Source organism: Arthrobacter sp. Y3225209 (assembly GCF_059090685.1).
In genome coordinates this window covers 18414-29362 of record NZ_JBNHFW010000024.1, presented here as the reverse complement: position 1 = coordinate 29362, position 10949 = coordinate 18414, and the positions used below count along the sequence as shown (strand labels likewise).

13 protein-coding genes and 1 pseudogene are annotated in these 10949 nt (G+C 67.1%); 7 read left to right on the top strand and 7 right to left on the bottom strand.

The window, feature by feature from the left end; genetic code table 11:
• The first annotated feature begins 11 nt into the window (after positions 1-11).
• A complete protein-coding gene (locus AC5RVB_RS12925) occupies positions 12-407 on the top strand; it encodes an ATP-binding protein (RefSeq protein ID WP_227929431.1) in 396 nt (131 codons plus the stop codon).
• Between the two features lie 36 nt (positions 408-443).
• On the opposite strand, the gene AC5RVB_RS12920 is transcribed toward AC5RVB_RS12925, so the two are convergent.
• Positions 444-1406, bottom strand: coding sequence for a helix-turn-helix transcriptional regulator (locus tag AC5RVB_RS12920; RefSeq protein WP_227929305.1), 963 nt, complete (start codon positions 1404-1406; stop codon positions 444-446).
• Between the two features lie 107 nt (positions 1407-1513).
• Here AC5RVB_RS12920 and AC5RVB_RS12915 point away from each other — a divergent pair, with 107 nt between their 5' ends.
• Positions 1514-1981 carry a VOC family protein gene (locus AC5RVB_RS12915; protein WP_227929306.1) on the top strand — a complete coding sequence of 156 codons (468 nt, stop codon included), beginning with the start codon at positions 1514-1516 and terminating at the stop codon, positions 1979-1981.
• A gap of 96 nt (positions 1982-2077) precedes the next feature.
• A complete protein-coding gene (locus AC5RVB_RS12910) occupies positions 2078-2914 on the top strand; it encodes a PhzF family phenazine biosynthesis protein (protein ID WP_494142886.1) in 837 nt (278 codons plus the stop codon).
• Positions 2915-2936: 22 nt separating this feature from the next.
• On the opposite strand, the gene AC5RVB_RS12905 is transcribed toward AC5RVB_RS12910, so the two are convergent.
• The gene (locus AC5RVB_RS12905) at positions 2937-3725 is read right to left on the bottom strand and encodes a hypothetical protein (protein ID WP_494142885.1); all 789 of its coding nucleotides are present in this window, start codon (positions 3723-3725) and stop codon (positions 2937-2939) included.
• A 211-nt stretch (positions 3726-3936) separates the two neighbouring features.
• Positions 3937-4629 (bottom strand): SDR family NAD(P)-dependent oxidoreductase, encoded by a 693-nt coding sequence (locus tag AC5RVB_RS12900; RefSeq protein WP_290245821.1) that lies wholly within the window; start codon positions 4627-4629, stop codon positions 3937-3939.
• A gap of 101 nt (positions 4630-4730) precedes the next feature.
• Here AC5RVB_RS12900 and AC5RVB_RS12895 point away from each other — a divergent pair, with 101 nt between their 5' ends.
• Positions 4731-5612 (top strand): helix-turn-helix transcriptional regulator, encoded by an 882-nt coding sequence (locus tag AC5RVB_RS12895; RefSeq protein WP_494142884.1) that lies wholly within the window; start codon positions 4731-4733, stop codon positions 5610-5612.
• Between the two features lie 33 nt (positions 5613-5645).
• Here the strand turns inward: AC5RVB_RS12895 and AC5RVB_RS12890 are convergent.
• Both AC5RVB_RS12890 and AC5RVB_RS12885 read right to left on the bottom strand, forming a co-directional pair.
• Positions 5646-5780: pseudogene (locus AC5RVB_RS12890) on the bottom strand (DNA polymerase IV); the annotation flags it as partial.
• A 10-nt stretch (positions 5781-5790) separates the two neighbouring features.
• Positions 5791-6135 carry an ArsR/SmtB family transcription factor gene (locus tag AC5RVB_RS12885; protein WP_227904814.1) on the bottom strand — a complete coding sequence of 115 codons (345 nt, stop codon included), beginning with the start codon at positions 6133-6135 and terminating at the stop codon, positions 5791-5793.
• Positions 6136-6252: 117 nt separating this feature from the next.
• On the opposite strand from AC5RVB_RS12885, the gene arsB reads away from it, so the two are divergent.
• Genes arsB through AC5RVB_RS12870 form a run of 3 tightly spaced genes read left to right on the top strand, consistent with a single transcriptional unit; the run spans position 6253 to position 9267 of the window.
• Positions 6253-7356: an ACR3 family arsenite efflux transporter gene (gene arsB, locus AC5RVB_RS12880; RefSeq protein ID WP_494142883.1), complete on the top strand. Its 1104-nt coding sequence runs from the start codon at positions 6253-6255 to the stop codon at positions 7354-7356.
• Positions 7353-7766, top strand: a complete 414-nt coding sequence (locus tag AC5RVB_RS12875) for an arsenate reductase ArsC (protein WP_227929314.1) — start codon at positions 7353-7355, stop codon at positions 7764-7766. The genes arsB and AC5RVB_RS12875 overlap by 4 nt, the downstream gene beginning before the upstream one ends.
• 25 nt (positions 7767-7791) lie before the next feature.
• Positions 7792-9267: an FAD-dependent oxidoreductase gene (locus AC5RVB_RS12870; protein ID WP_494142882.1), complete on the top strand. Its 1476-nt coding sequence runs from the start codon at positions 7792-7794 to the stop codon at positions 9265-9267.
• 281 nt (positions 9268-9548) lie between these two features.
• Here the strand turns inward: AC5RVB_RS12870 and AC5RVB_RS12865 are convergent, their stop codons facing one another.
• Together AC5RVB_RS12865 and AC5RVB_RS12860 are read right to left on the bottom strand one after the other, a co-directional pair.
• Positions 9549-9677 (bottom strand): hypothetical protein, encoded by a 129-nt coding sequence (locus tag AC5RVB_RS12865; RefSeq protein ID WP_290245825.1) that lies wholly within the window; start codon positions 9675-9677, stop codon positions 9549-9551.
• Between the two features lie 148 nt (positions 9678-9825).
• Positions 9826-10848 (bottom strand): NADPH:quinone reductase, encoded by a 1023-nt coding sequence (locus tag AC5RVB_RS12860; RefSeq protein WP_227904821.1) that lies wholly within the window; start codon positions 10846-10848, stop codon positions 9826-9828.
• Positions 10849-10949: the final 101 nt, after the last annotated feature.

Below are 10949 nucleotides of genomic sequence, written 5' to 3'. Positions count from 1 at the left end.
TGCTGCTGCAGATGCTGGAACCTCACACGCAACGCCATCGTGCACAACCTGCCGGAAGACGGCACGGTACGACTCAAGGTCGAATCCCGTTCCTGGACCGCGGTGTGCTCACTGTCGAAACAGCGGGGAGAGAGAATCGCCCCGAACTGGTCTCCACATTTTCCGGACCGTTCCAACGCGGGACCGAACGCAACTACAGCGACCTCGCGGGCGTCGGACTGGGCCTGACGATCGTCAATAGAATCATGCACGCACACGACGGAATCCTGACGATCACCCCGCGCAGTGAAGCCGGAATCCGTGTCAGCGCGCAGTTGCCTGCGCCGCCCCGGAGCTTCGCCGGGCATCGAACGACGCCGGGAGAGTGCTGGCCTAGGAACGGACTCGTTTCAGCCAGGGGGCGATAGAGGTCCTGCATTCCCGCTGGCGGTAGAGCGCCCGATTCAGGCATGGACGGTGCCGGCACTACCCGCTGCCCTAATCCGCGCCGCGAAGCCGGCAAGTGAGTCCCTCAACGAGTCGGGACCAAGGACGGTGAACGGAGCATCAAAGCGCAGTGCCCAGGAGAGCAGCCCGGCCTCCGACCAGGAACCGACCCGCACGCGGCAGGCGCTCTCTGAAACTTGCTCCAGCTCGCCGTCACCCAGCCACGGCGCAATCGCGGCGGCGGGAAGTTCAATAAGCAGCTCCCCGTAGCACGGCCAGTCCGTGCCGCCGTCGGAGCCCTTCAGCCGGGCCGCGAGGAACGCGGCAGCGTTCCCGGCAGGGACCGGCCGCGCGGCAAATACCGGCCCGGCCGGGAACCTGGGCGCCACCTTATCCAGCCGGTAGATCCGCCAATCGGCCTTCTCGAGGTCCCAGCCAATCAGGTACCAGCGGCCGTGGCGGGCGACGACGGCGTGCGGCTCCACACGGCGCGGCGGCCTGGACACGTCATCACCGTAGTCGAAGCGAAGCACCCGGCGGTCCCGGGCGGCGGCGCTGGCCGCTTCGAGGACCTGCGGATCCACCCGCACGGCCGCGCCGGCGTCGGTGAACCGGATTCCCTCCACACGGTGCCGCAGCCGGGAGGGCATCACCTGCTTCACCGTGGTCAGCGCCCGGGCCGCGGCGTCGTCCAGATTCACCCCGCTGGACGCGGCACTCTGGAGCGCGACGGCGATGGCCACGGCCTGCTCATCATCAAAAAGCAGCGGCGGCAGTTCCGCACCGGCCGCCAGCCGGTAGCCGCCGTCGGGCCCCTTGACTGCCTCGATGCTGTAGCCGAGCTCGCGCAGCCGGTCCACATCGCGGCGCACCGTTCGCGAGGTCACGTCCAGCCGCTCGGCCAGCACCCGGCCCGGCCAGTCCCGGCGCGACTGCAGCAGGGAGAGCAGGGCGAGCATCCGTGACGAGGTTCCGGGCATGGTTTGAGTATGCCTGAAGTAGAGGACATAACCTGTCCTCTACCAGGTTCAGTCTGTTCTCAGGGCCGCAAAGGGCGGGCCTTTACAGAGGCAAAAGGACAGAACCCATGAGCATCAAAACCACCACCCACCTGAACTTCCCCGGCACCGCGGCGGACGCGCTGGCGTTCTACCAGTCGGTCTTCGGCGGCAGCGTCACCTCCGCCACCTACGGGGACTTCGGTATGCCCAAGGAGGTTCCGGGTGCCGAGAAGATCGTGTTCGGCCAGCTCGAAGCCCCGGACGGCTTCCGCCTGATGGCCTACGACATCCCCGGCCAGGACAGTGCCGACGCCGCCGCAACCGCCGGCACCACCCGCCGTGAAAACGGCACCACCATCACGGACCGGACGTTCTTCCAGTCCCTGCGCGGACAGAGCCTGGCAGAAGTGGACAAGCTCTGGGGCGCCCTGGCTGACGGTGCGCAGATCATCGAACCGCTCGCCGCCTCGGCATGGAGCCCCGGTTTCGGGATGCTCACCGACCGGTTCGGCGTGACCTGGGTGATCGACGTCGAGGCGCCCTACAACGGGTGAACCGCCGTCCCGCTACCGTCCCCGGGTGCCGCGCCGCCCGGGGACCTGGTTCATTGCGGAACCTTGTTCGGCCGGTGACCTTGTTACAGTGGCGCGATGAGAACGCGTCCCTACAGCGAAGTCGATGTCTTCTCGGAGGAGGCCTACCGCGGCAATGCGCTGGCGGTAGTGCACGATGCCGACGGACTGAGCGCCGAGGAGATGCAGCGCTTCGCCGCGTGGACCAACCTCTCGGAAACCACATTCCTTCTGCCGCCGAGCAGCCCCGGGGCCGACTACCGGGTGCGGATTTTCACCGGCAGGGAAGAGCTGCCTTTTGCCGGGCATCCGACACTGGGCTCGGCCAGGGCCTGGCTGGAGGCCGGAGGGAGGCCCAGGGCAAACGGAACGGTGCTGCAGGAATGTGCCGCAGGCCTGATCCCGGTGCGGGTGGAGGGGGATTCACTGGCCTTCGAAGCGCCGCCGTTTACCCGTTACGGGCCCGTTGATGAACCGCTTCTCCGCCGGGTGGCGGAGGTGCTTGGGATCCGTCGGGAGGAGATCCTTGATGCCTCATGGCTGGTGAACGGTCCGCAGTGGATCGGTGTCCGGCTTGCCTCGGCCCGGGAGGTCCTGAACCTGCAGCCCGATCCGGGCAAGGCAGGCGAACTGGAAATCGGTGTGGTGGGACCGTACGACGACGCCGGTGATGCCGACGTCGAGGTGCGTGCCTTCGTGGGCGGAGACCCCGTGTGGGAAGACCCGGTCACGGGCAGCCTCAACGCCGGCCTGGGGCAGTGGCTCACCGACACGGCTGTGGCGGCACCGCCCTACACGGCGTCGCAAGGAACCGTCCTCGGCCGCCACGGTCGGGTTCGTATAACCCGGCGCGAGGGGAAAATCTGGGTTGGCGGCACGGTCACCAGCTGCATCGAGGGGACTGTGCGGCTGTAGTTGAAGGCGCCTGTCGTTCTGCTTACCTGATCCCGAAGTCGAAGCCGCTCTTGCCGTTGCCGAACCGCTCCCGCAGGAAGTTGCCCGTGTTGGTCAGCTCCGCGGATGTGCGGCGGTGGCGGCTGGCATGCAGGGTGTCGGCCTGGCCGGAGAGAAGCTGCAGCTGCTCCGCGAGTTCCTGGTTGGGGGTCCGTCCGCTGGCCTGCGGAATCTCGAGCATGCGCGGCGGGATGGCCAGGTAGCTGCGCAGGACGCTGGGCAGGTAGTCCCGCACGGTGGCGGAGAGTTCGTACTCAAACTGCGGGTCGCCCAGCGGCTCACGCTCTTCGGCTTTGATCACCGAATCCAACGTCCGGCAGGTTTCCAGCACACTGGCATACGCCTGCTCCGGAAGGCGGTTCCGGTTCCGTTTCGCCAGAGAAGCAGACCACGACAGCGCCTGAGACAGCCCCTGTGTTGCCGCCGATGCCTCCGTCGCGGCCGGGTCGCCTGGCTGTCCTGCATCCGGGGAAGGGGTCATGCCGAAGGGCCGCCATCCGCGGGCTCTCGGGTGCAGCCACAGGTCCCGAAGGTGATAGGACCGCATGCCGGAGACGGCAATAATCCCAAGGACCACAAAGGTGCCGAAAAGGAACGAGGTGGCACCAGCGGTGACGGCCAGGATGCAGGCGACGTAGAGGGCGCCTTCGAGGATCACTTTGACGTTTTTCCTGCGGATGCCGATCATCAGGACCAGTAGCGGCAGGAAAGGAAAGAAGAAGACCGCGACGGCCACCTTGAAGATGTTCTCCAGAGTTAGACGAGACATCATGATCCTCTCGTGAGATGACGGCCATCAGGGCAACCGTCTTCTCCCGTGCGCACGAGTGGCGGCCCTGTCTCCAGGCTCAAATCCAGTCTAGCCGCGAGGCTGGATGCATGGGTGGGTACGGACCGTCTGTTCGCTCCCGGCATCTCCCGCCCGGTTCAATGGTGTGCGCTTACGAAGAGGAGACAGCAGCTGCTGCCGGAAAGCGGTGATATTAGAAGGGGGCGGCACCGGACCTGTCGATGAACGTGCCGGTGGGGCCGGAACCGCCGCGGGTGGCCAGCTCCACGATGGCGTCCGTTCCCTCTTGTAACGTCTGGGTGCCCTGCTGCCGGTTGAAATCAGTGGCGGTGTAGCCCGGGTCCGCAGCATTGATGCGGAGCTCCGGGAACGCCTTGGCGTACTGCACGGTCAGCATAGTGACGGCGGACTTGGAGGAGGTGTAGAGCGGCATCACCACGGTGGACTCAACACGCTCCGGGTCGTGCGCAAAGCCGAAGGAGCCCACTCCGCTGGTGACATTCACAACCGTTCCCTCGTCGGACTCCCGCAGGAGCGGCAGGAAAGCATGCATCATGCGGACGATGCCCACCACATTGGTGCCGTACACCGCCTCTGCATCGGCCGCCGTCAGGTCCTCCGCCTGGGCGAAGGGTCCGGGAATGCCCGCGTTGTTGACCAGGACGTCCAGGCCGCCGGCAGCTGCCACGGTTTTGGCGGCGGCCTCCACGGAGGAATCGCTGGTGACATCGAGCTGTACGAACGTGCCGCCGAGTGCTTCGGCCGCTTCCCGCCCACGGATTTCATCGCGCGCCCCCATCCAGACGGTATGCCCCGCTTCGAGGAGACGGCGTGCTGTTTCATAGCCCAGGCCTTTGTTGGCGCCGGTAATCAGTGTTGTTGTCATGGCCCTAGTCTTGACCCGCTGCGGACCGATGTCGTGGCACGGGCCAGCATATGGACTGTCAGTGCCACCCAGAACCGGTTTGCGGCTGGCAGACTCTCTCCATGAAGGATTCTGGCTTGGGTGCCCTTCTCCGTTCCTGGCGCGACCGACTGCAGCCGGCGGACGCGGGCCTTCCCGTCTACGGCTTCCGGCGGGCGCCGGGGCTGAAGCGGGAGGAGCTGGCCCAGCTGGCAGGTGTCAGTGTTGATTACCTGGTGCGCCTCGAGCAGGGCCGCGCCCGCCGGCCCTCCGCCCAGGTGGCAGCGGCGCTGGCACGTGCGCTGCAGCTGAGCGACGCCGAACGCTCCCATCTCTTCGAGATCTCCGGGCTGCTTCCGCCCGGGCCCGGAGAAGTGCCGGCGCATATCCCGCCCGGCGTGCAGCGGCTGGTGGCGCGGCTCGGTGAAGTACCGGTGGCCGTATTCACCGCCGCCTGGGACCTGCTCTCCTTCAGTCCGCTGTGGGCTGCCCTTCTCGGGGAGCCCACCCCGCCCGACAAGGGCCGTCCCAATCTCCTGCGCTCGCACTTTGCCGGGAGAACGCTGGGCAGCAGCGGAATCCGGATCATCTGTCCGGAGGGCAGCCTGGAGATTTTTGAAGCCTCCCTTGTGTCGGACCTGCGCCGTGCTCGCGGTCGGTACCCGCATGACCAAAGGGTGCAGGAACTGATTGCTGATCTGACTGCATCCAGTGAACGGTTCCGGGCACTGTGGGACAGCGGAACCGTCAGCGAGCACCAGTCCGAAATGAAAGTGGTGCAGAACGCCGTCGTCGGGGATGTGGAGCTGGACTGCGACATTTTCACCGTGGCCGGCACGGACCTGCACATTGTTGCCTACACCGCGGCCGCCGGATCCGAGGCGGCAGGAAAACTCGATTTCCTGCGCGTATCGGCTGTATCGGCTGTCTCGGCTGTCTCGGCGGCACTTCAACTGGACGGTTGAGGAGACCCGCCGGCGCTGCCTCCACGTCCCTGCTCACCACTCGCCGCGGGTGGGCGTACGGCACTTCCGGGCGTCGTCGGGCATCGGCATTTCGGCGCGCAGGCCCAGCAGCCGGATCGGACGGCCGGGTTCGATGGCGCCGGCCGGGTCCAGCGAGCGGGCCAGGACCTAGCGGTTTTTACCGCGGCGCGAGCACGGCCGCAGCTCGCTCCAGGGTGCCGGGAATGAGGGAGTAATAAGCCCAAACTCCCCGCTTTTCACGGTTCAGGATGCCCGCGTCCACGAGGATCTTCAGATGATGGGACACGGTGGGCTGCCCCAAGCCGACCGGGCCGGTGAGATCGCAGACGCACGCTTCCTTGTTCTCCTGGGCCGCAATGAGTGAGAGAAGGCGCAGGCGCGTAGGGTCCGCCATGGCCTTGAGCAGCCGGGCGAATTGCTGGGCATCCTCAAGACTGATCGCTTCGGACGTCAACGGCGCGCAGCAGGCTGCGGGATCGGTAGCTGTCTGGGCGGAGGTCACCTGTCCATTATGCCGATAAATTGACACCCGTCGATGCCTGGGAGAATACTCGAGATCGAAGAACGTCGATATATTCCTGCCGACCGCTATGAATCCCGTCCCCGCCAGAGGAGTTCCGTGAGCACCCCCGCCCCGTCCGCCGACAATGTCACCGGGCGGCTTTCCACCCTGGACCGGTTCCTGCCCGTATGGATCCTGGCCGCCATGGCAGCGGGCCTGCTGCTGGGCCGGCTGGTTCCCGGCATTGGACCCGCCCTCGACTCGGTGAGCGTGGGCAACGTGTCCCTGCCCATCGCCGTCGGCCTGCTGGTGATGATGTATCCGGTGCTGGCCAAGGTCCGGTACAACGAAACCCGCGCCGTGGTGACGGACCGGAAACTGATGCTCACCTCGCTGGTCCTGAACTGGGTGGCCGCCCCCGCGTTTATGTTCGTGCTGGCCTGGATCTTCCTGCCGGACCTGCCCGAATACCGGACCGGACTGATCATTGTGGGACTCGCCCGCTGCATCGCCATGGTGATGATCTGGAATGACCTGGCCTGCGGGGACCGTGAGGCTGCCGCCGTACTGGTGGCCATCAACTCCGTGTTCCAGGTTCTGGCCTTCGGTGCGCTCGGCTGGTTCTACCTGCAGGTGCTCCCCGGCTGGCTGGGCCTGGAAACCACTAGCATGCAGTTCTCCTTCCTGGCCATCACCACCAGCGTCCTGATCTTCCTGGGCATCCCGCTGCTGGCGGGCTTCCTCACCCGCATCCTGGGTGAAAAAGCCCGCGGCCGGGACTGGTACGAGCAGAGGTTCCTGCCAAAACTCGGCCCCTGGGCGCTCTACGGCCTCCTGTTCACCATCGTTTTGCTGTTCGCGCTGCAGGGGGACAGCATCACCTCCCGCCCGCTGGATGTCGCCCGGATTGCGCTGCCGCTGCTGGTGTACTTCATTGTTGTGTTCGGCGCCGGCATGGTCCTGGGCAGGGTCCTGGACCTGGGGTACCCCCGCACTGCCACGCTCGCCTTTACCGCCGCGGGCAACAACTTCGAACTGGCCATCGCCGTGGCGATCGGCACCTACGGCGTGACCTCCGGGCAGGCACTAGCCGGCGTCGTCGGGCCCCTGATCGAAGTGCCCGTGCTGGTGGCCTTGGTTTACGCCGCCCTGTGGGCGCAGAGGAAATACTGGCCCGCTGCTCCCGTCCCCGCCGTTTCCACAGAAAAGACCAACCGATGAGCGCCAGCCAGAAACCCTCCGTCTTGTTTGTCTGCGTGCACAACGCCGGCCGCTCACAGATGGCCGCCGCCTACCTCCGCAGCCTGGGCGAGGGGCGGATCGAGGTCCGGTCCGCCGGCTCCGCCCCCGCCGGGTCCGTGAATCCCGCCGCCGTGACTGCGATGGCCGAAGACGGCATCGACATGTCCGCGGAGCTGCCCAAGGTGCTGACCACGCAGGCCGTGCAGGAATCCGACGTGGTGATCACCATGGGCTGCGGCGACGCCTGCCCCATCTTCCCCGGGAAACGCTACGAAGACTGGAAACTCGAGGACCCCGCCGGCCAGGGCGTGGAAGCCGTCCGGCCCATCCGGGATGAAATCAAGGCCCGGGTTTCCGCACTCATCACCGACCTGCTGACCGCGACCTAATACCCGCGCTGAAGAGGAACACACCATGAACATTTCCGATCTTCCCGTCGCCGTGATCGGTGCCGGACCGGTAGGGCTGGCCGCCGCTGCCGAGCTGCTGGAACGCGGCCTCACCCCGATCATTTTCGAAGCCGGGCCAACACCGGCTGCCGCCGTGGCGTCTTGGGGCCACATCCGGCTCTTCTCACCGTGGCAGTACGACGTCGATCCCGCCGCCCGCCGCCTGCTCACCGCTGCCGGGTGGCAGGAACCCGACGCCGACACCCTGCCCACCGGGGCCGAGCTGTGGGAACGATACCTGCAGCCACTGGCTGCGAGCCCCGCGATCGCCGCCTCCCTGCACACCTCCACCCGGGTTGTGGCCGTCAGCCGCGAAGGCCTGGATAAAACCCGCACCGGCGGCCGGGAGGGCACGCCGTTCCTGATCCGCACGGAAGACGTCCGGGGTACGGCAGCCGAGTACCGGGCACGCGCCGTCATTGACGCCTCCGGCACCTGGAATACCCCGAACCCGCTGGGACAGGCCGGGCTGCCGGCCCCCGGGGAAGCCGAGGCGCTGGCGGCAGGGCTGATCACCGGTCCGCTGCCTGACGTTCTTGGCAGGGACCGTGCACGCTTTGCCGGTAAGCACGTGCTGGTGGTCGGCGCCGGCCACTCCGCCGCGAACACCCTGCTGGCCCTGGCTGAGCTGGCCGAACAGGAACCCGGAACCCGGATCAGCTGGGCCATCCGCAGTGCCTCCGCGGCCGGGGTGTACGGCGGCGGCGACCTGGACGGGCTGCCGGCCCGTGGCGCACTGGGCAGCCGGCTGCGCAACCTGGTGCAGGAGGGCCGGATCGAGCTGCACACCTCCTTCACCATCACCGGGTTCACAACCGACGGCATCCTGGCCGTGGCCGGGAAGACGCCGGCCGGGGAAAAGCTGCTGGAGGTGGACCGGCTGGTGCCCGCCACCGGCTTCCGCCCCGACCTGGGCATGCTGCGCGAAATCCGGCTGGACCTTGACCCTGCCGTGGAGGCGCCGCGGGAACTCGGACCGCTGATTGATCCCGAGTTCCACAGCTGCGGCACCGTGGCACCGCACGGCGCCACAATGCTGTCCCACCCGGAGCAGGACTTCTACATTGTGGGCATGAAGTCCTACGGCCGGGCGCCCACCTTCCTGATGGCCACCGGCTACGAGCAGGTCCGCTCCATCGCCGCCGCCTTGGCCGGAGACCGGGAGGCCGCCGATGACGTGCAGCTGGTCCTGCCCGAAACCGGTGTCTGTTCCACGGATCTGGGCGGCAGCTGCGACGCACCGGCGGGCGGCGGAGCAGCTGAAGCCTCCTGCTGCGGAACCGCGCCGGTCCCGGAACCCGATCCGGCGTCGTCGTGCTGCAGCGAACCTGAGGCGGAGCCGGAGCCCGCGTCGTCGTCGTGCTGCAGTGCGCCGGAACCGCAGTTCCTTGGCATTCCCACCGGACTGGCCCACGGCCGCTCCGCAGCACGAGGGAACTGAATGCCGGCTGCCCGGGTCTTTTCAGGTTGCCCAATGTACAGCTAACGGCCCTATCGGCCGGTCAAAAGCCCGCTAGCTGTACACTCGACGGCGTCGCCTGCGGGAATTCCCACGCTTGGTGACTGGTGGGGCACGTGGGACCTCACCGGAAACATCCGCACCACTGACTGGGAAGTTCTGCGGTGGTCAGGGCGGCAGCAGGAAACTGACCCCAAACCAGCAGAAAGCCGGGCCGCCTGGGCTGCCCGGCTCCGCTGTGAAGATTGGTGCGCGAACGAGTGCTACTTCTGCTCGTCGTCCTTATTGCCGCTCATGGCGTCCTTGGCCTTCTCCTTAGCCTGGTCCACCTGCTCGGGGTGATCCTTGGCCGCGTCCTTTGCCTTGTCTGCCATTCCGCCCAGATCTGCCATGGGATTCTGCCTTTCCTCGCTAGGGGCCGAAGCGCCTGCCCACTGCCTCGGTTGGTAGGACCCATCCTGCACCCGGGCGCCACCGAACGTAACCCCTGTCAGGTACGCCGGCGGAGGGCAGGCCCCTTGACTAGGTGTCCTCAGAGAACTAGGCGCTTTCCTCAGAGACGCGGATGAGGATCTTGCCGGTGGTGCCGTTTTCGACGGCGTCGTGTGCCGCAGCGGTTTCCTCCAGCGGGAACCAGGTCAGCGGCAGTCCGGCGGAGCCGCCCACCGGCAGGGCACCGTCGCGGAGGGCTGCGGTGATGTCCTCGGCGGCAGCATGCTGGGCGTCTTCACCCACCGTGTAGATGAGCACACCCTGCCAGCGGACGTTCTTGGCGAAGCTGGCCACGATGGGTGCAGTGAATTCCTCGCCGTTGTTGTTGGCGTAGTAGGCAATACTGCCGTGGTTGGCAATCACCTCCACGTCGAGGGCGGCGTTCTGCGCGGGGGAGACCTCCACAATCTGGTCCACACCGTTCGGGGCTACCTCGCGGATCCGGTCCGCTTCGGCGTCGTCGGGGTAGCGGACAATGTGGTGGGCGCCGGCGGCAGTAGCCAGTTCAGCCTTCGCATCGCTGCTCACCGTGGCAATCACGGTGGCTCCGGCCCAGACGGCGAACTGGATTGCAGCGTGCCCGACGGCGCCGGCACCGCCCTGGACCAGCACGGTGCGTCCGGCGAGGGCCCCGGGGGCGAGCCGGGCGGGGCCGTGTTCATGCACGGTCAGGGCGCGGTGCGCCGTCATGGCGGGCACGCCGAGGCTGGCGGCGACGTCAAACCCGATGCCTTCAGGCAGCTTCACCGCACGGTCCGCGGGGAGGACAGTGAATTCCTGTGCAGTGCCCGTGGGGCGGCCGTGCGCTGCCAGGTAAATCCACACCCGGTCACCTGGCTGCAGGTGCGTGACCCCCTCGCCGACGGCGTCCACCGTACCGGCGCCGTCCTGGTTCGGTACCACCTCGGGGAACGGAGGTTCCCCGGCGGCGCGGGCCTTCCAATCGGTGGGATTCACGCCGGAGATAGCGACGCGGACCCGCACTTCGCCCGGACCGGGCGCGGCGACGTCGCGCTCTGCGAGTGAAAGGACGGATGAAGGACCGGTGGCGGAGTACACGATTGATTTCATGGGCGGTACAAGTGCGGTGGCGGGCGATCTATTCCCGCCGGCTTCCTTCCGCGGAGGTACACCCATCGCGGAAAAACCGGTAACGGGTTAGCCTGACCCCT